This is a genomic window from Mesorhizobium sp. HAY1-8B (genome assembly GCF_056868045.1).
This window is the reverse complement of record NZ_CP200321.1, coordinates 761,320-781,485: the sequence shown is the minus strand read 5'-3', so window position 1 is coordinate 781,485 and position 20,166 is coordinate 761,320. Positions and strand designations below refer to the sequence as shown.

The window sequence follows — 20,166 nt, the reverse complement described above, 5'->3', positions numbered from 1 at the left end:
CACCCGATCCGGCCGCTTTCAGGCCGGGCTCGCATCGACTGAGGGGAGGGACAGTCATGGCACGTTCGCTTCTTGCCGGCGTTTGCGGGCTGGCCTTGTTGCTGCTTCCCACCATGGGCGGCTTTGCGCAGACGCAGACGCCCGCCGCGCAGCAGACGCCCGCGGCAGCCCAGAAGCCGACCGACCCGGGAGCGTCAAGCACCAGCGACGCGGCGCCCGCCGGCGATGACAGCCAGGCGCCGATACCGTTCGAGGGCGGCCAACTGACCATCACGCAGCCGGAGCAGGATGGCGAGAAGGTGCTCGCCTATGACGGCAAGCAGTTGGCCAGCAACTACGATGTCTTCTTCGACAAGATCGTGAAGATCGGCGACGTCAATGTGGCGCTGGTCGATGTCGGCGACGGCGGCAATCAATGCGGCCCGGCAAAGGTGATCGTGTGGAAGCCGCAAGGTGGCGAGATCCAGACCACGATGGTCGAACAGGACGAATGCGGCGCGCCACCGGCGGCAATCTCCGACAGCGCCATTTATTTCGTGCCCTATCTGCTGCCGGGCGATGAGAAGCCGGCCTTGCAATGGTCGCCGACATCGGGGCTGACGACATCAGGCAATCTGACCTACATGCCCGAACCCGGCACCGACTGGAAGGATATCGACCCGTCGAAATACGACAACATCATCGATGCCTTCCACAATGAGGCCGTCTACAAGGAAGCCGAAAAGCTGCTCGGCAAGGACATGCCCGACATGGCGACCAGCCTGCTGGTCGGCGGCGGCACCGAAAAGACCACTTCAGGTGCATTCTATGCCAGCGGCTGCGTGCCGCATGACTGCGGCGGCAATGACGGCTTCATGGCGGTCGACCCGGCCAAGCACAAGCTCTACTTCGCCCGTCGGGGCGACAAGCCCGAGCCGGACGCCTGGCCGCCGACGGCGGCATGGCCGGCCGATGTCAAGGAAGCACTGGACAAGGCGCTTGGGTCGCCGAATTAACGGGTCGCCAGGGGGATGTCTTCCCGTTGCCGTTTGCCGACGGAGGTCACGATGCAGAATCGGCGACAAGTAACAACAGCCGCGCTGCTTCTTGGCGGCGGCTTGCTCACGCCCGCCCTCGCCCGGGCCGCGACCGCGCCGCAATCGCTGGCGGAACGGTTCGCGGCGACATTGAGCGCGGGCGATATCGACGGCTTCTCCGAACTGTTCGCCGACACCTATGTGAATCATCAACAAAGCGCCGCCGCATCGCCGCCGGCCAATGTCAGCCCGAAACAGGCGACTGTCGCTTTCTTCAAGGCGCGGCTGGCGGCAATGCCGGATCTAAAGGTCGACATCGAAGTCGTGGTCGCCGACAAGGACCATGTCGCGGCGAGTTTCGTCTACAGCGGCACGCACAAGGGTGCCTATTTCGGCATCGCACCGACCGGTCGGGCACTGCGCTTCACCTCATGCGACATTTTCCGGGCGCAAGACGATCGCATCATCGAGCATTGGGGCATGGGCGATATCGCAGGCGTCCTGGCACAACTGCGAGCCTGACGATCTAAACAACCGAACATTTGCAAGGACGCCATGCGCAAACTCATCTCCACCGGCTCGCCCTTCGAAAAGACCGCGGGCTATTCGCGGGCCGTGGTGCAGGGCGACTGGTGTTTCGTCTCCGGGACGACCGGCTATGACTATGCCACCATGACGATGCCCGACAGTGTCGAGGCGCAGACGCGCAACTGCCTGGCGACGATCGGCAAGGCGCTGAAGGAGGGCGGCTTCGACATGGCGGATGTGGTGCGAGCGCATTACTACATCACCGACCAGGCCTTTGTGGACGCGGTCTTCCCGATCTTGGGCGAGACGTTCGGCGACATCAGGCCGGCGGCGACGATGATCGTCTGCCAGCTCAACAAGCCGGAAATGAAGATCGAGATCGAAGTCACGGCGCTGCGGCGCCCGGCTGCGGGATCTTGAGGCCGCCCATGAAGGTTCGGCGCATCGTAGCCAATATCGAGACGCGGGATGCGGCGGCGGCGAAGCGCTTCTACCATGACGTGCTGGGCCTCGACGTGCTGATGGATCAGGGCTGGATCGCCACCTACGGTTCCGAGGAACGGATGCAGGTGCAGGTCAGCTTCATGGCGCAAGGCGGCTCCGGCACGCCGGTGCCGGATCTGTCGATCGAGGTCGACGATGTCGACGAGGCGCTTGCCGCCATGAAGGAAGCCGGCTTCGCCATCGAATACGGCCCGGCCGACGAGCCCTGGGGTGTGCGGCGCTTCTATGTGCGCGATCCGCTGGGCCGGCTGGTCAACATTCTCTCGCATCGGTGAATGCGCTTCTCAAGCGCAGGCTTGCGCCGCAAGCGCTTGGCGTTTAGCAAGGCCGCGGTTCAAATCTTTCTGGGACGGTTTTCTCCATGGCAACGAAGCATCTTTTCCTGCTCCCCGGTGACGGCATCGGCCCCGAGGCCATGGCCGAGGTCAAGAAACTGATATCGGCCATGAACGAAAAGCTCGGCAGCGGCTTCGTCACCGATGAGGGCCTGGTCGGCGGATGCGCCTATGATGCGCATGGTGCGGCCATTTCCGATGCCGACATGGCCAAGGCGATGGCGGCGGATGCGGTGCTGTTCGGTGCCGTCGGCGGTCCGAAATGGGATGCGGTGCCTTACGAGGTGCGCCCCGAGGCCGGCCTGCTGCGGCTGCGCAAGGACATGGAGCTGTTCGCCAATCTGCGCCCCGCCATCTGCTATCCGGCGCTGGCGGCGTCGTCCTCGCTCAAGCAGGAGGTGGTCGAAGGCCTCGACATCCTGATCGTTCGCGAGCTGACCGGCGGTGTCTATTTCGGCGAGCCCAAGCAGATCATCGATCTCGGCAACGGCCAGAAGCGCGGCATCGACACCCAGGTCTACGACACGTTCGAGATCGAGCGCATTTCCGGTGTCGCCTTCGAGCTGGCGCGGACCCGCAAGAACCACGTCACCTCGATGGAAAAGCGCAACGTCATGAAATCGGGCGTGCTGTGGAACGAGGTCGTCACCCAGACCCACAAGGCACGCTATGCCGACGTCAAGCTCGACCACATGCTGGCCGATGCCGGCGGCATGCAACTGGTGCGCTGGCCAAAGCAGTTCGACGTCATCGTCACCGACAATCTGTTCGGCGACATGCTGTCCGACATCGCCGCCATGCTGACCGGCTCGATCGGCATGCTGCCGTCGGCCTCGCTCGGCGCGCCCGACGTCAAGACCAAGAAACGCAAGGCGCTCTACGAGCCGGTGCACGGTTCGGCCCCCGACATCGCGGGCAAGGGCATCGCCAACCCGATCGCCATGATCGCGTCCTTCGCCATGTGCCTGCGCTATTCCTTCGGCATGGTCGCGGAAGCCGACAAGCTTGAAGCCGCGATCGCCGCCGTGCTCGACGATGGCCTGCGCACCAAGGATATTTTGTCCGCAGGCATGACCGAGGTCGGAACCGTCGAGATGGGTGACGCGATCATCGCCAAGTTCCTGGGCTGATCCCATGCCGGTCGACGTCCATTGGGCGACGGCCGCGGATGCGTCCGCACTCGCTGTCATGCTGTGCGCCATGGCGGCGCACTACCGGCAGCCACCGCTCGACCATGAGCGGGCTTTGTCCGCGGCATGCAAATGGCTTGACGAGGAAAGCCCGGCCTATCCACATTTTGCGCTTGCCTTCGTTGAAGGACAGGTGAGCGGGTTGGCGTCGGTGGCGATCGCGCATCCGGGCATCGATCTCGAGCGGCTGTTGTTCCTCAAGGATCTGTTCGTGCGCGACAAGGTCCGCGGTGCCGGCGTCGGCCGGGCGCTGATCGATTTTCTCGCCGGTCATTGCCTCAGCCACGGCATCGGCCGCATCGACCTGACCACTGAGGACTGGAACGAGGGCGCGCTGCGCTTCTACGCGCGGCTCGGCGCCGAACGGCACGGCCAGAAGATTTTTCTCAGGCTTTCGAGCGATGCGCTGAAGGTGTTAAAATCTGGCGCCTGACGGCATGGTGATCTGCGGCCCGAGTTCCGGTCCGACCTCGGCGGCCGAGGGGCCAGAAATTTCCAGCCTGTCCGTCACCCGCGTGCCGCCTTCAGCGTATGCCGGAACAGCAGTTTCGTGTCGCCGAACGAGGTCTCGTCGGCGTGGGTGACGAATTTTCAGCGCGACGACTTTGTTCTTCGAGCGGGAAAGTTTCTTGTTTCTCGGGACTGGTCTTCTAGACCCTGACACCCGACGGCACCGGTCCCCACTGGTTTTCGCGTCCCTGTGTCGGGATAAGGGCGAAGACCAGGATGATCAGGCTGCCGAAGGTCGGGATCAGGATGAGTAGGCAAAGCCAGCCCGACAGGCCGAGATCGTGCAGGCGGCGCACGATCATACCGAGGCTGGGGAAGAACGTGGCCAGCAGGAAAGCGCCAAACAGCCCGATCGTCACCGCCGGCATCTCGATGCTGTCGAAATTGCCGACCTGGACATCGGTGAAAACGCCGACGCCGATGACCACCAGCAGCGCGATCGTCCAGAACAGGCAATAGCCCCAATATTCCTTGCGGCGGGCGCGGCCGGCGAAATTGAAATAGTTCTCAGTCATCGCTCGCCAGAAATAGGACCAGAGATCGGTGGGCTCGGCCGGCTCGGCCGACCGGCCGAAGGGCTGCGCCTGCGATGCGACGGCAGCCGGCGCGGGATTGGCTTGAGCCGGTGCGGCGGCGGTGGCGGCTTCGGCTGCCGGGCTTGCGGTCTGGGCGGCGATCGAGAAGACGTCACGGGCCTGGCCGCCGCCTGCCTGGAACTCGACCGCCGTTCCCTTGGGCATGGCGGTTTGCCGGCGAAGGTTCTCGCGGGTGAAAGTGTAGCGGTTGCCGTCGGCTCCGGTGATGAAGCCGAAGCCCTGGTCCTCGTCATAGTGGAGCACTTCGCCGCGCATCACCCACCCCCTTGTCGCCGCGTCCCTGCCAAGGTGTGGCACAGGGCCGAGCCCGGGGGCAAGGCCGTGCGACATGGCTACCACGGCAGCGGCAAATGAAGCATAAGGCTTCACGTGCAGCCGTTTTCAACAAAGCAGACGATGACCGCTGAGCATCCCGATGCCAGCGCCCCGACCGGGGATGGGCGGGTCGCAAGGCTTCCGAGGCCAGCCTCGTCCAGGCGGCGTGCGGAACACCAGGCACGCCGACCGCGACGGCTCGCCGCTTCAGCGCGGTCTTACGAGGGGCGCTTCGCCTTCTTGTGCTTCGGCGGGCCGGCATTGTCGAATTTCGGCTTGCCCGGCTTCCTTGCCCAGGGCTTTGCCTCATGCGCGGCTGCCGGGCGCTGGTCGGCTGCGGCCGGTGCGCGCTTCTCGAATTTGCGCTTCGGCGCGTTCGGATCGAATGGCGCCTTGCCGCGATGCGGTTTCTTGTCCGGGCTCGGCGGCTGGTAGCCGGCGCGCGACAGATCCGGCGTGCCTTCGAGCCGCTTCACCACGATGTTGCCCTGCAATTTGCGGTCGGGTCCGATGGCGGCCAGAAAACGTTCGGCCCAGTCCGCCGCGATCTGCACGAAAGTCTCCTCCGGCTGCATCTTGATGGCGCCGATCTCGCGCTTGGAGATGCTGCCGGCCCGGCACAGCATCGGGATCAGCCAGCGCGGCTCGGCATTCTGCCGGCGCCCGACCGACAGCGAGAACCAGACGCTGGCGCCGAAATCGTCGCGGCGGCTGGGCGCCTCGTCGCGGGGCGTGAATTTCTCGTCCGCCGTTCTTTCACGCGAAGGCGTGAACGGGGCGACGTCCATCAGATCCTCGGGCGCCGAGCGGCTGGCGCGGCACTGGCGCACGAAGGCGGCCGCCACCTGTTCGGCGCCATGTCGGCTGAGAAGCGCGTCGATGAAGGTGCGCTCGTCATCCTTCACCGGCTCATCGAAGGCCGGATCGGCGAGGATGCGCTCGTCGTCGCGGCGGATCACGTCGTCGGCCGAGGGCGGGCTTGCCCATGTCGCCTTGAGGCCGGCGTTCTGCAGCAGCCGTTCGGTGCGCCTGCGGGCGCTGCCCGGCACGATCAGCGCGCTGACGCCCTTGCGCCCGGCGCGCCCGGTGCGACCGCTGCGGTGCAGCAGCGTTTCGGGATTGGTGGGCAAATCAGCATGGATCACCAGTTCGAGGTTGGGCAGGTCGATGCCGCGCGCGGCGACGTCCGTTGCGATGCAGACCTTGGCGCGGCCGTCGCGCATGGCCTGCAGCGCGTGGCTGCGCTCGTTCTGGCTGAGCTCGCCCGACAGGGCCACGACCGAAAAATTGCGGTTGTTAAAGCGCGCGGTGAGATGGTTGACGGCGGCGCGCGTGTTGCAGAACACCAGCGCGTTCTTCGCTTCATAGAAACGCAGCACGTTGATGATGGCGTTCTCGCGGTCGGCCTGGGCGACGTTGAGCGCCCGGTATTCGATGTCGAGATGCTGCTTCTCCTCGCCGGCGGCGGAGATGCGCACGGCATCGCGCTGGTAGCCTTGAGCCAGCGTCGCGATCGAACGCGGCACGGTGGCCGAGAACATCAGCGTGCGGCGCTCGGCCGGGGCGGCGTCGAGGATGAATTCAAGGTCTTCGCGAAAGCCGAGGTCGAGCATCTCGTCGGCCTCGTCGAGCACCACCGCCTTGAGCGCCGACATGTCGAGCGATTGGCGTGTGATGTGATCGCGCAGCCGGCCGGGCGTGCCGACGACGATGTGGGCGCCGCGTTCCAGCGCGCGCCGTTCTGTGCGCATGTCCATGCCGCCGACGCAGGATGCCACCGTGGCGCCGGTCGGCTCGTAGAGCCATTCCAGTTCGCGCGTCACCTGCAGCGCCAGCTCCCGCGTTGGCGCCACCGCCAATGCCAGTGGTGCCGTGGCCGCGCCAAAGCGTTCCGCGCCGTCGAGCAGCGTCGGGGCCATGGCAAGGCCGAAGGCCACGGTCTTGCCCGAACCGGTCTGCGCCGACACCAATGCGTCGGCCTGCCCGAGCTCCAGCACGGCCTTCTGCACCGGCGTCAGCTCGGCATAGCCGCGTTTTTCCAGCGCCTGTGCCAGCGCCGGAACGATACCTTCGAAATTGGACATCTCTCTCTTTCGGAATTCAGGGTCCTGCGCTCACCATGGAACGCGAGCCGGGGCCGGCGCCGCGCCAGCCAGACAATCTCAGCCGTTCGTACTTCCTGCGGCCGCTCTTGTACAGGGCGCGCCATGAAGGCCATGCGCCGCGCCGCCAATTGACTCCTGTCGCAAACCGCGTAAAAGCCCGCTTCGAACGGGATTGTCTTCGATGCGCGGCCTTTTGATGGCTCTTCTTGCATTCGACGCCCCCAGCCACAATGTAAAGCATTGGGCCGGGCGCTTGGACGCGTCCGTCCGTTCCACCAAAACCCCATTCCTGGCCGAAAAAACTGGCAAAACCACCACCAAAACGGTGTGATTCCCTTGGCCTAACCACCCTCTCCCGGGTCCGGCCCGGGGGACGGAACCCGCATCGGCCGGCGGGTTTTCTCCAAAAACCAAGCGGAGAGGGACAGGAGATATCAGATGAGTTTCAAGGTTGCAGTCGTCGGCGCCACGGGCAATGTGGGCCGGGAAATGCTCAACATACTGGAAGAGCGCGGCTTTCCGGTAAGCGAGGTGGTGGCGCTGGCCTCGCGGCGCAGCCAGGGCACGGAAGTGTCGTTCGGCGACCGCACGCTGAAGGTCAGGGCGCTCGACCAGTATGATTTTTCCGACACCGACATCTGCGTCATGTCGGCTGGCGGCAATGTCTCCAAGGAATGGTCGCCGAAGATCGGCAAGCAGGGCTGCGTCGTCATCGATAATTCGTCGGCCTTCCGCTACGATCAGGACGTGCCGCTGATCGTGCCGGAAGTGAACCCGGACGCGATCTCGCTGTTCACGCGCAAGAACATCATCGCCAACCCGAACTGCTCGACGGCGCAGCTCGTCGTGGCGCTGAAGCCGCTGCACGATTTCGCCACCATCAAGCGCGTCGTCGTCGCCACCTACCAGTCGGTGTCGGGCGCCGGCAAGGAAGGCATGGACGAGCTCTTCACCCAGACCCGCGCGGTGTTTGTCGCTGACCAGGTCGACGTCAAGAAGTTCACCAAGCGCATCGCCTTCAACGTCATCCCGCATATCGACGTCTTCCTCGACGACGGCTTCACCAAGGAAGAGTGGAAGATGGTCGCCGAGACCAAGAAGATGCTCGACCCCAAGATCAAGCTGACGGCGACCTGCGTGCGCGTGCCGGTGTTCATCGGCCATTCGGAAGCGGTCAATATCGAGTTCGAGAAGCCGATCACCGCCGACGAGGCACGCGATATCCTGCGTGACGCTCCCGGCTGCCAGGTCTTGGACAAGCGCGAGGACGGCGGCTACATCACGCCGCTGGAATCGGCCGGCGAGGACGCCACCTTCATCTCGCGCATCCGCGAGGATTCGACCGTCGACAACGGCCTGTCGATGTGGGTGGTGTCGGACAATCTGCGCAAGGGCGCGGCCCTCAACGCGGTGCAGATCGCCGAGCTGCTGGTCGAGCGCGGCCTGATCCAGCCGAAGAAGAAGGCGGCCTGACGGCGGTTTCGTTTTCGCTCACGGGCCGTACCGCCGCTGCCGCGGCTGGCCCTCCGCGCGGGCGCCGGACGACCGGCGGCCCGCAGTCGCGGGCTCGGCCTTCGGCCGGGGTTCTCCCTCTCCCCGTTCACGGGGAGAAGGTACCGGCAGGGGGATGAGGGGCGGCGCCGGCCTGTGTTGAGAAACGACCATGAACGATACCGCCAAAGTCAGGCTACGCCCGGCCATCGGTTCTGACGCCGCTGCTATCGCAAAACTCATGCGGGCAGCACTTGGCTCGTTTGACTGGATGCCGGTCATCCACACGCCAGCCAAGGACCTTGCCTTCATCCGTGACATCGTGCTGCCACGGCAGAAGGTGACGGTCGCCGAAGCCGGTAGCGAGATCGTCGGCTTCATCGCCGTCAGCGGCGATTGGGTGGAACAACTCTATCTCGACCCGGCCTGGACAGGGCGAGGCATAGGCAGCCGGTTGCTGATCGACGCGACCGCTGCCTTGCCGGTCGTGAAACTCCATTGCTTCCAGGCCAACACCGGCGCCCGGCGTTTCTATGAGCGGCATGGGTTCCGTGCGGAAGCGTTCGGCGATGGCACCACCAACGAGGAAGGCCTGCCGGATATTCTGTACGTCCGCAGACGCTGACCGCTTACTGAACCCCTTCGTTCTCCGCCGCCAGTCCAAGCAACAAGACCATTGCCTCCTCCGCCCGCTCCGCCGGCACGAACAGATGATCGTGATAGAATGCCGAGACAGGATTGACGCCCATGCCTGCGGCGGCGAGCCGTGTGGCGATGGCGGCGAGGAAGCCGACCGCTTCCAGCGACGAGTGGATGTTCAGCGTGATCATCCGGCAGCGGAACGAGGCGGTCAGTCCCATCGCGCTGGCAGCGTTCTCGGTCACGATCAGCGTCGTGCCCTCGCGCTCGCGAAACATCATCATAGGTTCGAGGCCTTCTGGCTGCGGAACGCCGGGCGCCTGCGTGACAAAGACATAGGTCTCGTCAAGCAATTCCGGCGTCATCGACGCCAACAGGGTCTTCAGATCGGTTTCGCCGGCCATTCGTCTCGCCTATATCGGGCGGGCCAAGACCCGCAGGCTTCTCAATATCCGCAACCTGTACATGCCGATAGTCCACGCACCGGGCGCACGACATCGCGATGTCGCTGACGGCTGGGCTTGCGGATCTGCCGCATCGCACAATACAGAGGCTAGGGCCGATGCCGGTCCGTGAAAGGCCGCCCATGATCGTTCGCCCGCGCCCCAACTTCCTGCAGCTGTTCTTCATCATGCGCGGCTCCGTGGTGCCGCGCATCCTGCCGCAGATCTTCGGGTTCGCCATCTATTCGGCGGTCATTCTTGCCCTGGCGCGGTGGTTCAAGCTCGATCTCGGCGTCTTCAACATCGCGCCGTTCGGACTGGTGGGCGTGACGCTGTCCATCTATCTGTCGTTCCGCAACAACGCCGCCTATGACCGCTGGTGGGAAGCGCGCAAGCTCTGGGGCACGCTGGTTTTCGAAATCCGCAACCTGGCGCGCGCCACGACCAGTCTCATTCCCGATCCGGCCGAACAGCGTGCCTTGCTGATGGAGGCGCTGGCCTTCTGCCATTTCCTGCGCGGCCAGTTGCGCAAGACCGACAGCATCAAGGACGCCCGTGCCTTCATCGACGCCGAAGCGGAGACCGTTGCAGCCTTTGCCAATCCGGCGGACGAGATGGTCAGGCGCATGGGCCGGCGCGCCAATACACAGCGCCGTGCGGGCGAAGTCGATCCGATCGGCTTCCGCATCCTGGACGAGAGGCTGGCATCGATCACCGCCATCCAGGCCGGCTGCGAGCGGATCGCCGGCACGCCCTTGCCATTCGCTTATACGCTGCTTGTGCATCGCACGGCCTACATCGTCTGCCTGCTCCTGCCCATCGGGCTGATCTCGACCACGGGCTGGGCGACGCCGCTGTTCACCGCGCTGATCGCCTACACATTCTTTGGCCTCGACGCGCTTTCGGAAGAGCTCGAGGATCCTTTCGGCACCGAGGCCAACGACCTCGCCCTCGACGGCCTGTGCCGCGTTTGCGAGATCTCGGTGTTCGAGGCACTGGGCGAAACGCCGCCGAAAATGCTCCCGGCCGAAAAGTTCTATTTCTCGTAAATCCGGTCCGGCTTGCCTGCCGGCCAAAGGACGGACCGAAAAAACCCAACCCCCTGTAGGATTGCCGCCTCAGGCCGCGTCCTTGGTTCGACCCCAGCGAAAGGGGCCAGAACCAACCGGAGGGAACGTTGATGAGCATTTCCGAAACCGCGCCTGTCTCGTCCGGCGCCTTGTGGACCGGCCGTGCGCTCAGCGGCCTCATCATCCTGTTCATGATCTTTGACGGCGCCATCAAGCTGCCGCCGCTCGATGTCGTCACCCAGACGATGGTGCCGCTCGGCTGGCCGGCCCAGCCCAATGTCGCGCGCATGCTCGGCGTCATCGGCCTGATCGCGACCGCGCTTTACGCACTACCGCGCAGCTCGATACTTGGCGCCATCCTGCTCACCGCCTATATGGGCGGCGCCGTCGCCACCAATGCGCGGATCGGCAATCCGCTGTTCTCGCACACGCTGTTCGGCGTCTATCTCGGCATCATCCTGTGGGGCGGCCTCTATCTGCGCGACCCCAGGGTGCGCGCGCTGATCCCGTTCGGCCGATAAGTACATTTGGGGCAATTCCGGACGAAAAACCGCTTCACACTTTTCCTGGAATTGCTTTGGGAGAGAAAAATGTTCAGTACCATCCTCATCATCCTGCTCGTCATCATCGCGGCCGTCCTCATCCATGCCGCGACGCGGCCCAATGATTTCGTCACCACCCGCACCGCCACCATCAAGGCCCCGCCGGAAACGCTCCTCCCGCTGATCAATGATTTCAGCCGCTGGCCGACATGGTCGCCTTACGAAAAGCTCGACCCCAACATGAAGCGCACGCTCTCCGGCGCGCAAAGCGGCAAGGGTGCCGTCTATGCCTGGGAAGGCAATGGCAAGGCCGGCAAGGGGCGCATGGAGATCGTCAACTCGGTGGCGTCCTCGCTGGTGTCGCTCAAGCTCGATTTCGAGAAGCCGTTCCGGGCCAACAACAGCGTCGACTTCACCTTGACGCCTTCGGGCGATGACACCTCCGTCACCTGGGCCATGCGCGGCAGCCGCCCCTTTATCGCCAAGCTGATGGGCCTGTTCATGAATTTCGACACGCTGATCGGCCGGGATTTCGAGGTCGGTCTCGCCAATTTGAAGCGCCTCAGCGAGGCATGATCGGCGTGGGACGATGCTGCGGGGGCGAGATCGTCATTCTCCTCGGGATCAAATCAGCCGTCTGAGAGTTAAGGACTCGGCGGCGAGACGGCGATCCGCGTGTGAGAGGAACGAAAATGAAGAAAATCCTGACTATTCTGGTATTGGCGACGGCGCTCGGTGCGTGCTCGCAGACGGAGAAAGGCGCCGCGGTCGGCGGCCTTGGCGGCGCTGCGATCGGCGCAGCCGTGGCTGGAGATCCGGTCCAAGGCGCTGTCGTCGGAGGCGCGGTTGGCGCCGTTGCGGGCGCCCTGATAGGCCATGCGAGCGAAAGCGGCCAATGCCGCTATCGCGACCGTCACGGCCGTGTCTATGTAGACCGCTGCCCGCGCGGCTATTGACCGGTATTGGACTGTAACCGGCAAAACGGCGGGCACGAGCCCGCCGTTTCTACAGCAGTTCCCGGATGGCGTGCCAAGCGTCACCGCCGAGACGCGCATCGGCAAGATCATTGCCGCCATGTGCGTGCGATCCAGACCGTGGCGTCGTTTCACCCGGCAGCAGAATGCGGTGGCCCGCGTCGGGGGAGCAAACGAGGCGCGTGGCCTTTCCGGCATCCTTTCGGCGCTGGACAATCGACCGGGCAAAATCCAGCGATGGCCACAGCGCGTCATCGCCGCCCGCGACCAGCACAATCTCCGCCGAAGTGGCCTCGACGGGAATGGCAGCCCTGTCTGCGCCCTGCCTGAAGCTTGTCAGGCAGTGTCATGAGCCGCCGCAAGCAAGGATGCTTCGGCGCCTTTCGAGGTGCCGGCATAGACGATGCGGCGGCAACCCAACCCGACAAGGCAGTCTGTTGCCGCGAAAAACGTCTCGAGAGGGATTTCGCAGATGCCGGGAACCTGGCCTTCGCCGCCGAACCACTGGAGCGCGAGCGCGGACGCCCCTTCCCTGGCAAACAGTCCGGCGCGAGCGGCATCGACACGGCCGCTCGATCCGCTCAACACAACGACACCCGTCGTGGCATCAGCGCATCGCAACAGCGCTCCGGCAACGCCGCCTGAGAGGATTTCTTCTGTGACTGCCTGCTCGCCCATCCGCTCCATCAGCCTGAATGCCACGGCATTGCCGGACCATAGCAAAACGGCGGGCATAGGCCCGCCGTTTCGTCGATGCGATGACGCACTCTTTATTCGGCCGTGGCGGCTTCCGCCTCGGCGGGTGCTGCGGCAGCGGCAGCAACCGCGGCGGCGGCGTCTTCCTGCGCCTTCTTCAGAAGGGCTGCGCGTTCCTGGGCCTTCTTGCCGGGCTCGGCCTTCTTCGGGTTGGAGCGGGCGTCGCGCTTGGCAAGGCCGGCCTCGTCGAGGAAGCGCAGCACGCGATCGGTCGGCTGGGCGCCGTGCGACAGCCAGTGCTTGACGCGGTCGGCGTCAACCTTGACGCGCTCGCCGTCCTTCGGCAGGAGCGGGTTCCACGAGCCCAGCGACTCGATGAACCGGCCGTCGCGCGGCGAACGGGCGTCGGCAACGACGACGTGGTAGTAAGGACGCTTCTTCGAGCCCGCGCGGGCCAGTCTGATCTTCAGTGCCATTTCTTTTCTCCTAAAAGCTCTGATTTCGTTGATCGGTTTGTGGCTGAATTTCTTGTTTGTGCATGTCGTTGTCCCAAAACCGCTCAGCACTTTTGGGCGATATGCACCGGTCAGCCGGTTTTCGTCACGCCGTTGGCAGCGGCGATCTGTTCGTGGTGGCGGATCACTTCGCGGACGACGAAGTTGAGGAACTTCTCCGCGAAATCGGGGTCGAGATGCGCGTCCTTCGCCAGTTGACGAAGACGGGCGATCTGCTGCTGTTCGCGCGCCGGGTCGGCCGGCGGCAGGCCATGCTCGGCCTTGAGCACGCCGACCGCCTTGGTGCAGCGGAAGCGCTCGGCCAGCATGTGGATGAGGGCGGCGTCGATGTTGTCGATCGAGGCGCGGTAGCCGGCCAGGATGGTGCGGGCGTCAGCCATGTCTTTCTCTTCGTTCACAGCGTCCTCACTTCTTCTTGCCAAGCCCAGGCAGTCCGCCACCGCCGAGGCCGGGAAGCCCCGGAAGTTTCATGCCGCCGGGCAGGCCGGGCAGGCCGCCGCCGGGAAGACCCCCGGGCAAGCCTTTCATGCCGCCAAGGCCCGCGGCCTGCGCCTGCTTCTGCAAGGCTTCCAACTGCTTGGGATCCATCTTCGACAGATCGGGCATGCCGCCGCCCATCATACCCCCTGGGCCCCCCATGCCGCCGGGCATCATGCCGCCAAGGCCCATCTTGGAGGCGAGGCCGCCCATCATGCCGCGCATGAGGCCGCCGCCTTTGCCCTTGCCGCCCATCGCCTTCATCATGTCGGCCATGCCGCGATGCATCTTCAAGAGCTTGTTGATCTCGGCGGCGTCGGTACCGGAGCCGGCGGCGATGCGCTTCTTGCGCGAATGCTTCAGAATGTCGGGATTGGCGCGCTCGGCCTTGGTCATCGAGGAGATGATGGCGAGCTGGCGGCCGAACATCTTGTCGTCGAGGCCGGCGGCGGCCATCTGGTCCTTCATCTTGCCCATGCCGGGCATCATGCCCATGATGCCGCCCATGCCGCCCATCTTCGACATCTGCTGAAGCTGCTGGGCGAGGTCGTTCAGGTCGAACTTGCCCGATTGCATCTTCTTGGCCATCGCCGCCGCCTGCTCGGCGTCGATGTTCTCGGCGGCCTTTTCGACGAGCGAGACAATGTCGCCCATGCCGAGGATGCGGTCGGCGATGCGCTTGGGGTGGAATTCCTCCAGCCCGTCCATCTTTTCACCGGTGCCGATCAGCTTGATCGGCTTGCCGGTGACCGCACGCATCGAAAGGGCGGCACCACCGCGACCGTCGCCGTCCATGCGGGTCAGAACAAGGCCGGTGATGCCGACGCGTTCGTCGAAGCTTTTCGCCAGATTGACGGCGTCCTGGCCGGTCAGCGAATCCGCCACCAGCAGGATTTCGTGTGGGCTCGACACCTTCTTGATGTCGGCCATCTCGACCATCAGCGGCTCGTCGATATGGGTGCGGCCGGCAGTGTCGAGGATGACGACGTCGTGGCCGCCGAGCTTGGCCGCCTGCACGGCGCGCTTGGCGATATCGACCGGGTTCTGGCCAGCAATGATCGGCAGCGTCGCGACCTTGACCTGCTCGCCGAGCTGGCGCAGCTGCTCCTGCGCGGCGGGACGCCGCGTGTCGAGCGAGGCCATCAGAACCTTCTTGTTCTGCCGCTCGGTCAGCCGCTTGGCGATCTTGGCCGAGGTGGTCGTCTTGCCGGAGCCCTGCAGGCCGACCATCATGATGACGACAGGCGCCGGCGCATTGAGGTCGATGGCGACCCCTTCGGCGCCCAGCATGTCGACCAGCTCGTCATGGACGATCTTGACGACCATCTGGCCGGGCTTGATCGACTTCAGCACCGCGGCGCCGACGGCCTTCTCACGCACCTTGTCGGTGAAGGAGCGCACCACTTCCAGCGCCACGTCTGCCTCGAGCAGCGCACGGCGCACCTCGCGCAGCGCCGCCGAAACATCCGCCTCCGACAGCGCGCCGCGGCCGGTCAGGCCGTTCAGGATGGAGCCAAGGCGCTCTTGTAGGGACTCAAACATTGGTCAACCCGCCGCTCGAGAGCGCCTTGGAGTCATAGTAATCCCTGTCGGGCCGGTGGCCCTCCACGCCTCTTGTGCACTCCTGCAGCGATTCAAACATCGATCGTCCTTCAATCTCGGTTCGGGTTCGATCCGAGAGGTAATGCGTTCGCGCCAACTGTCCAAGCAAAAGCAAAGCCCAAAACCAAAAAGCACCCGGGGGCGCACAGCGCTGCCGGGTGTTGGCCTCCAGGATCTGTTTACAGCACTTGGCCTCAAAGAGGCTTCGGCGTCCTGGTCGGCTTGCTCGGAGGGATACTCGTCGCGGAATTCGGGGCGTGTAGACAGGAAATCGGGCGCGGAGTCAAGACAAGAGCCAGGTCGCGCCGTTCCTCGCGCCCCAATCAGCCTGCCTTCGCGACGCTCGGAAGCTCGGCCGTGACCTTCAGCGGCGAGCGGGGATGCAGCAGCAACACGATCGTCAGCAGACTGCAGGCGATGCCGACAAGGGCGATGAGAATGGCATCCGACATCATCCAGCCGGGGCCTTCGAGCGGCCTCGCGGTGAACAGGGCAAAGGAATTGTAGCTCTCCTGGTGCGAGATCAGCAGGAAGCCGGTCAAATTGTTGCCGAGATGGGCGCCCAGCGCCGCACCGAGGTTGCCCGTGACATAGACCACGAGCGTCAGAAGCAGCGCGAAAGCGGCGATCGAGACCAGCACGCAAGCGTTGATGGCGAGTGACGAAGCGCTGCTCCAATGCAGCGAGGTGAACAGCAGGCCCGGCAGCAGCGCCCAGATGAGCGGGCTCCTGAACCGGTTGGCCAGGCCACGCAGCAGGTAGCCGCGAAACAGCACCTCCTCCGACGAGGTTTGCAGCAGAGTGAGCGCGACGATCGGGATCAGAAACAGCAGCCAGGAGGACAGGCTGATCATGCCGCGCGCGATCTCCGGCTGCAGCAGGTAGAGCAGGATTTCGGACAGAGCCGAGGTGATCAGCACCGCGAGCAGTCCCTTGAGGAAGTCCGGCCACGAGACGCGCCGGCTGACGCCAAGCAGCGCCGAGAGCGGTTCGCCATGCACCCAGCGCATGGCGATCCACAGGCCGATCCAGACGCCGGCGAAGGAGGCGAGGGCGCTGAGGATGCCGATCGGCGAGGCGAGGAAATCCTGCATGCCGGATGGCGAAGCATTCGCCTGCCAGGCGAAGTAAGCATAGGTGCCGCCGAACAGCACGGCCGCGGTGGTGACGCCCCAGAGCAGGACGACGATCAGCGTTCCGAGGAAGAGACGCGGCGAGGTCGTCCTGGCGTTCGGCGCGTGGCGGTAGCGTTCGAATGCGGTGTCGTCGATCGTCACGCTGGTTCCTCTGCCCGAATCCATCCTCTGTTGGTCTAGCCGATGGCCTCGGGAATCGGAATCGCTATTCGTCGGGCATCGATGCGCAAACAAGCGCAACGCGGCACCCAGGCGTCGCGGGACCGACTGTCCCGCTAGTCGTCAGCGGCCGCCTCGGCGACCGCTGTTTTTTTCAACGCACCACGTACATGATGCGCCGCGTCTGCGGATCGATCAGCGCGGGCTGACCGTTCACATAGACGTAGCGGTAGTTGTAGTCGGGAATTTCGCGCAACTCGACCGTGTCGGGCAAGGTGGCGCCGGTCACCACCTCGCCGTCGAGGTAGACGGGGTCGAGGCGATGCGTATCGACATAGGTCCGGACTTCGGCCGGAGGCGGGGGAAAGGCATCCTCGACCGGCTCGCCGGCGACGATCGCCCCGGTATAGTCGGTCGAATAGTCGCCGATGTCTTTCGGCGGTGAGACGACAGCAACGCTGGAGCCGTGCGGACGCTGCGTCAGCACCACCCGGCTGCCGCTGAAATCGGCCGTCACATAGTCGGAATAGACCCAGCCCTGGCCGCCGGCTTCGGCAATGGTGCACCATTTGCTGTTTTCGATGCAGCCATTGAGCGTCGCCGACTGGCCGGCGGCAAGCACGCCGATGACAGGATATTGGGGGCCGGGGCCGGCGCGCACGTTGAGATCGGTGACGGCCGAGACAGCGGTGTCGGCAAACGCGGTACCCGACATCACGGTCATCATCCCGGCGATTGCGGGAAACAATACGGATTTCATGGTCTTCTCTCCGTTTTCATGGTCCCTCGGGGATGAAAACGGGGCAGCGGCACATGCGTTCCGGCTAAAACGCCCGCGCCACGTCACGATTTGTTCCCGCGTCTTTCGGCAGACTGGTCAAAAGGTCATGAACGAAGGCCAGTTTTCGCGCCGTCACGTCCGAAATGACGAAGGGGTAGAGATCGGGCAGACCCATGCAGCGGTTGATCGAATTGGAGGCTTCCGACAGCACCAGCCAGCGGACAAGAATCCTCTCGAAGGGCTCGGGCGTGTTGGCAGGCTCCGAAGGGGCGGCCTGCAGTTCGCCGCCGGTGTCGCCTCGCGGCAAATCGTTGGCTTCCACCATCTCCAGCCGGCCGAGCGGGAAGTTCAGCGCATGGACCATCTCCAGCGTGTCGGTGATGTGCAGGTGGTGAGCCCAGGTTTCGGCCCAGTCCTCCCAGGGATGCGAGGTGGCGTAGGCCGAGATGTGGTCTTGCTGCCAGTCGGGCGCAGCGCCGTTAGCGTAGTAAGTCTTCAACGCCTGTTCGTAATCGGCGCGCTCGTCACCGAACAAGGCGCGGAAAGCATCCAGCCGCCGGGGATCGTCGCGGATCAGGCGATCCCAGTAATAATGGCCGAGTTCGTGGCGGAAATGGCCGAGCAGCGTTCGATAGTTCTCCCCCATCTCGACGCGACGTTTTTCGCGCTCGGCGGAATCGGCCTCGCCGACATTGAGGGTGATCAGACCATTGTCATGGCCGGTGAGGATGCGTTCACCGCCGGGCCCGCCGCCGATCGGATCGGCGAGGAAGTCGAAGGCGAGGCCAGCCTCGTCCGCGGGCGCCTGCTTGGGCACCACCGGCAGGCCAAAGGCGAGCAGCGAATAGATGGCGCGCTTCTTCGCCGCTTCGACCCGAATCCAGCGGCGGCGGTTGCCATCGACGGAGAGGTCGGGGATCAGCTGGTTCAGCCCGCAGGCACGACAAAAAACCTGGCCCGGCTCGGCCATCCAGTTGCAGGCGCATTCATCGGCATTGGTGCACTGAAAGGTGCCGTCCGCGCCCGACAGGGCAAAACGGGCATGCTCTGGATCGTAGAGCACGAGGCTCCCGCAGTTCAGGCACTGCGCGTTCTCGAAATAGAGACGGTGGCCGCAATGCGGGCAGTCGAAGAGTTTCATGTCTGTCTCGATTCACCAGGGGAGGCACGGTGTTCATGGCGGCCCGTGCCCAAACGCGAACCGCCGGCTGGCGTTCCGCATTCCATCGAGACTATTTCGCCGCAAGCTGGGCAACGACCTGCCTGGCAACCGCCTCGCCCGACAGCCGCGCGCCGCCGCAAGTCTGTATCAGCGGGCCGGCGACATGCTCGCCGGCAAAGAAGATCTTTTCCGCGACCGGCCGCATCAGCGCCGCCCGCGCTTGCGAGCGGCCGGGGCGGGCAGCCGCATAGGCGCCGCGCACGAAGCGTTCGCCGCCCCAATTGGTCATCATGGCGCGCCCGACATGTTTGCGCGTATCGCCGCCGAAAATCCCGCAGAGCCGGTCGATGACGAAGTCGACGCCGGCAGCCTCACCCGCGGCCGACATCTCCCAGGCGAAATCGCCGCCAACGAAACCGACCATCAGGTCGAGGTCGAATGGGAAACACAGGAAATAGATGTCGTGCCTGGCCATGCGTTCGATCAAAAGGTCGTCGAAAGGCCGCAGGCCGAGCCTCGTGCCCGAGATTTCGACCGGCAGCTTGGTCAGCATGCCCATGGGCAGGTCGAAGAAGGCGCCGGAATGGGTGTCGGGCAGGGCAGGCGAAAACGCGATCTCCTCGAAGGCAAGCACCGCCGGCGAGGCGGTGACGATCACCGCCTTGGCGCGGATGGTGCCGCGGTCGGTGACGCAGGCGACGCCTGGTACGTCCCAGAGGATCTGGCGCACCGGCGTCGACAGTTCGACCGGCAAGCCGGCGCCGAACCGCGCGACCAGCGCGCCAAAACCCTCCTTGCTGAAATAATTGGGGTCGAGATCGGCGGCGGCCTGAAAGTCGCGGATCGAAATCTCGTCCTCATCGGCGCCGAAATCCATCGGCCCGGCGAACGTGGCCGCCGCGCGTGGCGCATGGCCTTTTACCAGCAATGCCGAAAGGCGATCGTCGTCGCCTTCCCCGACCTCATGTTTCGCCAGCAATTCGAACAGCTTCGCATCGGCTGCCTTCATCTCGGCTTCCTCCGCCTCGCTCGCCTTGCGCTCGCGGTAGTAGAGGTGGTCGACGTTCATGTCGTGGTGGTGCAGGGTCCAGCCGGCACTCCTAGCTTCGGGAAAATACGGATTGCGGTCGGCGGCATGCAGCCAGGCGCAGCCGATGTCGAAAGGCACGCCAAAATGCCGGTCGCTGGTCCAGGCGCGGCCGCCTATGCGGTCCATGGCCTCGAGCAGCTTGAAGGAGAGGCCCGCTGCCTGCAAGGTCCTGGCCGCCGACAGCCCCGCCGAGCCGGCGCCGATGATCACGACATCAACGTCTTCCATGGCTATTTCGACCCCGCCACAATAATCACTTGATCGTAGGCAAATTCCCCGGCATTCGCCAG

Annotated in this window: 22 protein-coding genes and 1 pseudogene; 12 read left to right on the top strand and 11 right to left on the bottom strand. The window is 64.6% G+C overall.

Features of this window, described 5'->3' with window-relative positions; translation table 11 throughout:
* The first annotated feature begins 56 nt into the window (after positions 1-56).
* The 6 genes from AC1VON_RS03925 (at position 57) to AC1VON_RS03900 (ending at position 4,006) form a co-directional block, all read left to right on the top strand.
* On the top strand, positions 57-995 hold the full coding sequence (locus tag AC1VON_RS03925; RefSeq protein WP_483120466.1) for a hypothetical protein: 939 nt from the start codon (positions 57-59) through the stop codon (positions 993-995).
* Positions 996-1,046: 51 nt separating this feature from the next.
* Positions 1,047-1,538: an ester cyclase gene (locus tag AC1VON_RS03920; RefSeq protein WP_483120464.1), complete on the top strand. Its 492-nt coding sequence runs from the start codon at positions 1,047-1,049 to the stop codon at positions 1,536-1,538.
* A gap of 33 nt (positions 1,539-1,571) precedes the next feature.
* Positions 1,572-1,964 (top strand): RidA family protein, encoded by a 393-nt coding sequence (locus tag AC1VON_RS03915; protein WP_483120462.1) that lies wholly within the window; start codon positions 1,572-1,574, stop codon positions 1,962-1,964.
* 8 nt (positions 1,965-1,972) lie between these two features.
* Entirely contained in the window at positions 1,973-2,323 is a 351-nt protein-coding gene (locus tag AC1VON_RS03910; RefSeq protein WP_483120460.1) for a VOC family protein, read from the top strand.
* 86 nt (positions 2,324-2,409) lie between these two features.
* A complete protein-coding gene (leuB, locus tag AC1VON_RS03905) occupies positions 2,410-3,513 on the top strand; it encodes a 3-isopropylmalate dehydrogenase (protein ID WP_172347848.1) in 1,104 nt (367 codons plus the stop codon).
* A gap of 4 nt (positions 3,514-3,517) precedes the next feature.
* On the top strand, positions 3,518-4,006 hold the full coding sequence (locus AC1VON_RS03900) for a GNAT family N-acetyltransferase (RefSeq protein ID WP_483120458.1): 489 nt from the start codon (positions 3,518-3,520) through the stop codon (positions 4,004-4,006).
* Positions 4,007-4,223: 217 nt separating this feature from the next.
* Here AC1VON_RS03900 and AC1VON_RS03895 read toward each other — a convergent pair whose 3' ends face one another.
* Together AC1VON_RS03895 and AC1VON_RS03890 are read right to left on the bottom strand one after the other, a co-directional pair.
* Complete coding sequence (locus AC1VON_RS03895) at positions 4,224-4,934, bottom strand: DUF805 domain-containing protein (RefSeq protein WP_483120456.1); 711 nt, start codon at positions 4,932-4,934, stop codon at positions 4,224-4,226.
* A 278-nt stretch (positions 4,935-5,212) separates the two neighbouring features.
* Positions 5,213-7,078: a DEAD/DEAH box helicase gene (locus AC1VON_RS03890; protein ID WP_483120454.1), complete on the bottom strand. Its 1,866-nt coding sequence runs from the start codon at positions 7,076-7,078 to the stop codon at positions 5,213-5,215.
* Between the two features lie 459 nt (positions 7,079-7,537).
* Between AC1VON_RS03890 and AC1VON_RS03885 the strand changes: the two genes are divergently transcribed.
* Both AC1VON_RS03885 and AC1VON_RS03880 read left to right on the top strand, forming a co-directional pair.
* On the top strand, positions 7,538-8,572 hold the full coding sequence (locus tag AC1VON_RS03885; protein ID WP_140776178.1) for an aspartate-semialdehyde dehydrogenase: 1,035 nt from the start codon (positions 7,538-7,540) through the stop codon (positions 8,570-8,572).
* A 190-nt stretch (positions 8,573-8,762) separates the two neighbouring features.
* Positions 8,763-9,215 (top strand): GNAT family N-acetyltransferase, encoded by a 453-nt coding sequence (locus AC1VON_RS03880; RefSeq protein ID WP_172347853.1) that lies wholly within the window; start codon positions 8,763-8,765, stop codon positions 9,213-9,215.
* A 4-nt stretch (positions 9,216-9,219) separates the two neighbouring features.
* Here AC1VON_RS03880 and AC1VON_RS03875 read toward each other — a convergent pair whose 3' ends face one another.
* Positions 9,220-9,633: an ACT domain-containing protein gene (locus AC1VON_RS03875; protein WP_483120451.1), complete on the bottom strand. Its 414-nt coding sequence runs from the start codon at positions 9,631-9,633 to the stop codon at positions 9,220-9,222.
* Positions 9,634-9,815: 182 nt separating this feature from the next.
* Here AC1VON_RS03875 and AC1VON_RS03870 point away from each other — a divergent pair, with 182 nt between their 5' ends.
* The 4 genes from AC1VON_RS03870 to AC1VON_RS03855 all read left to right on the top strand — a co-directional run bounded on the left by AC1VON_RS03870 (position 9,816) and on the right by AC1VON_RS03855 (position 12,240).
* Positions 9,816-10,721, top strand: coding sequence for a bestrophin family protein (locus tag AC1VON_RS03870; protein ID WP_172347855.1), 906 nt, complete (start codon positions 9,816-9,818; stop codon positions 10,719-10,721).
* A 131-nt stretch (positions 10,722-10,852) separates the two neighbouring features.
* Positions 10,853-11,263 (top strand): DoxX family protein, encoded by a 411-nt coding sequence (locus tag AC1VON_RS03865; protein WP_483120450.1) that lies wholly within the window; start codon positions 10,853-10,855, stop codon positions 11,261-11,263.
* A 69-nt stretch (positions 11,264-11,332) separates the two neighbouring features.
* The gene (locus AC1VON_RS03860) at positions 11,333-11,860 is read left to right on the top strand and encodes an SRPBCC family protein (RefSeq protein WP_483120449.1); all 528 of its coding nucleotides are present in this window, start codon (positions 11,333-11,335) and stop codon (positions 11,858-11,860) included.
* A gap of 116 nt (positions 11,861-11,976) precedes the next feature.
* Complete coding sequence (locus AC1VON_RS03855) at positions 11,977-12,240, top strand: YMGG-like glycine zipper-containing protein (RefSeq protein WP_172347858.1); 264 nt, start codon at positions 11,977-11,979, stop codon at positions 12,238-12,240.
* A 49-nt stretch (positions 12,241-12,289) separates the two neighbouring features.
* Here the strand turns inward: AC1VON_RS03855 and AC1VON_RS03850 are convergent.
* From AC1VON_RS03850 to AC1VON_RS03815, 8 genes and pseudogenes are all read right to left on the bottom strand, one after another.
* Positions 12,290-12,936: pseudogene (locus tag AC1VON_RS03850) on the bottom strand (acyl-CoA thioester hydrolase/BAAT C-terminal domain-containing protein).
* A 92-nt stretch (positions 12,937-13,028) separates the two neighbouring features.
* A complete protein-coding gene (rpsP, locus tag AC1VON_RS03845; RefSeq protein WP_010912392.1) occupies positions 13,029-13,430 on the bottom strand; it encodes a 30S ribosomal protein S16 in 402 nt (133 codons plus the stop codon).
* 110 nt (positions 13,431-13,540) lie between these two features.
* Positions 13,541-13,867 carry a chorismate mutase gene (locus AC1VON_RS03840; protein WP_019862096.1) on the bottom strand — a complete coding sequence of 109 codons (327 nt, stop codon included), beginning with the start codon at positions 13,865-13,867 and terminating at the stop codon, positions 13,541-13,543.
* A 7-nt stretch (positions 13,868-13,874) separates the two neighbouring features.
* Positions 13,875-15,488 carry a signal recognition particle protein gene (ffh, locus tag AC1VON_RS03835; protein WP_483120447.1) on the bottom strand — a complete coding sequence of 538 codons (1,614 nt, stop codon included), beginning with the start codon at positions 15,486-15,488 and terminating at the stop codon, positions 13,875-13,877.
* Positions 15,489-15,871: 383 nt separating this feature from the next.
* Positions 15,872-16,825, bottom strand: a complete 954-nt coding sequence (locus tag AC1VON_RS03830; protein WP_483120446.1) for a CPBP family intramembrane glutamic endopeptidase — start codon at positions 16,823-16,825, stop codon at positions 15,872-15,874.
* A 172-nt stretch (positions 16,826-16,997) separates the two neighbouring features.
* Positions 16,998-17,603 carry a DUF1236 domain-containing protein gene (locus AC1VON_RS03825; protein WP_172347861.1) on the bottom strand — a complete coding sequence of 202 codons (606 nt, stop codon included), beginning with the start codon at positions 17,601-17,603 and terminating at the stop codon, positions 16,998-17,000.
* Positions 17,604-17,667: 64 nt separating this feature from the next.
* Entirely contained in the window at positions 17,668-18,765 is a 1,098-nt protein-coding gene (locus AC1VON_RS03820) for a zinc-binding metallopeptidase family protein (RefSeq protein WP_483120444.1), read from the bottom strand.
* Positions 18,766-18,856: 91 nt separating this feature from the next.
* A complete protein-coding gene (locus AC1VON_RS03815; protein ID WP_483120443.1) occupies positions 18,857-20,104 on the bottom strand; it encodes a flavin monoamine oxidase family protein in 1,248 nt (415 codons plus the stop codon).
* Positions 20,105-20,166: the final 62 nt, after the last annotated feature.

What these genes read in the sequence shown, in the direction of transcription:
- AC1VON_RS03925 (WP_483120466.1), top strand. Translation starts at nt 57, where the DNA reads ATGGCACGTTCGCTTCTTGCCGGCGTTTGCGGGCTGGCCTTGTTGCTG.
- AC1VON_RS03920 (WP_483120464.1), top strand. Translation starts at nt 1,047, where the DNA reads ATGCAGAATCGGCGACAAGTAACAACAGCCGCGCTGCTTCTTGGCGGC.
- AC1VON_RS03915 (WP_483120462.1), top strand. Translation starts at nt 1,572, where the DNA reads ATGCGCAAACTCATCTCCACCGGCTCGCCCTTCGAAAAGACCGCGGGC.
- AC1VON_RS03910 (WP_483120460.1), top strand. Translation starts at nt 1,973, where the DNA reads ATGAAGGTTCGGCGCATCGTAGCCAATATCGAGACGCGGGATGCGGCG.
- leuB (WP_172347848.1), top strand. Translation starts at nt 2,410, where the DNA reads ATGGCAACGAAGCATCTTTTCCTGCTCCCCGGTGACGGCATCGGCCCC.
- AC1VON_RS03900 (WP_483120458.1), top strand. Translation starts at nt 3,518, where the DNA reads ATGCCGGTCGACGTCCATTGGGCGACGGCCGCGGATGCGTCCGCACTC.
- AC1VON_RS03895 (WP_483120456.1), bottom strand. Translation starts at nt 4,934, where the DNA reads ATGCGCGGCGAAGTGCTCCACTATGACGAGGACCAGGGCTTCGGCTTC.
- AC1VON_RS03890 (WP_483120454.1), bottom strand. Translation starts at nt 7,078, where the DNA reads ATGTCCAATTTCGAAGGTATCGTTCCGGCGCTGGCACAGGCGCTGGAA.
- AC1VON_RS03885 (WP_140776178.1), top strand. Translation starts at nt 7,538, where the DNA reads ATGAGTTTCAAGGTTGCAGTCGTCGGCGCCACGGGCAATGTGGGCCGG.
- AC1VON_RS03880 (WP_172347853.1), top strand. Translation starts at nt 8,763, where the DNA reads ATGAACGATACCGCCAAAGTCAGGCTACGCCCGGCCATCGGTTCTGAC.
- AC1VON_RS03875 (WP_483120451.1), bottom strand. Translation starts at nt 9,633, where the DNA reads ATGGCCGGCGAAACCGATCTGAAGACCCTGTTGGCGTCGATGACGCCG.
- AC1VON_RS03870 (WP_172347855.1), top strand. Translation starts at nt 9,816, where the DNA reads ATGATCGTTCGCCCGCGCCCCAACTTCCTGCAGCTGTTCTTCATCATG.
- AC1VON_RS03865 (WP_483120450.1), top strand. Translation starts at nt 10,853, where the DNA reads ATGAGCATTTCCGAAACCGCGCCTGTCTCGTCCGGCGCCTTGTGGACC.
- AC1VON_RS03860 (WP_483120449.1), top strand. Translation starts at nt 11,333, where the DNA reads ATGTTCAGTACCATCCTCATCATCCTGCTCGTCATCATCGCGGCCGTC.
- AC1VON_RS03855 (WP_172347858.1), top strand. Translation starts at nt 11,977, where the DNA reads ATGAAGAAAATCCTGACTATTCTGGTATTGGCGACGGCGCTCGGTGCG.
- rpsP (WP_010912392.1), bottom strand. Translation starts at nt 13,430, where the DNA reads ATGGCACTGAAGATCAGACTGGCCCGCGCGGGCTCGAAGAAGCGTCCT.
- ffh (WP_483120447.1), bottom strand. Translation starts at nt 15,488, where the DNA reads ATGTTTGAGTCCCTACAAGAGCGCCTTGGCTCCATCCTGAACGGCCTG.
- AC1VON_RS03825 (WP_172347861.1), bottom strand. Translation starts at nt 17,603, where the DNA reads ATGAAATCCGTATTGTTTCCCGCAATCGCCGGGATGATGACCGTGATG.
- AC1VON_RS03820 (WP_483120444.1), bottom strand. Translation starts at nt 18,765, where the DNA reads ATGAAACTCTTCGACTGCCCGCATTGCGGCCACCGTCTCTATTTCGAG.
- AC1VON_RS03815 (WP_483120443.1), bottom strand. Translation starts at nt 20,104, where the DNA reads ATGGAAGACGTTGATGTCGTGATCATCGGCGCCGGCTCGGCGGGGCTG.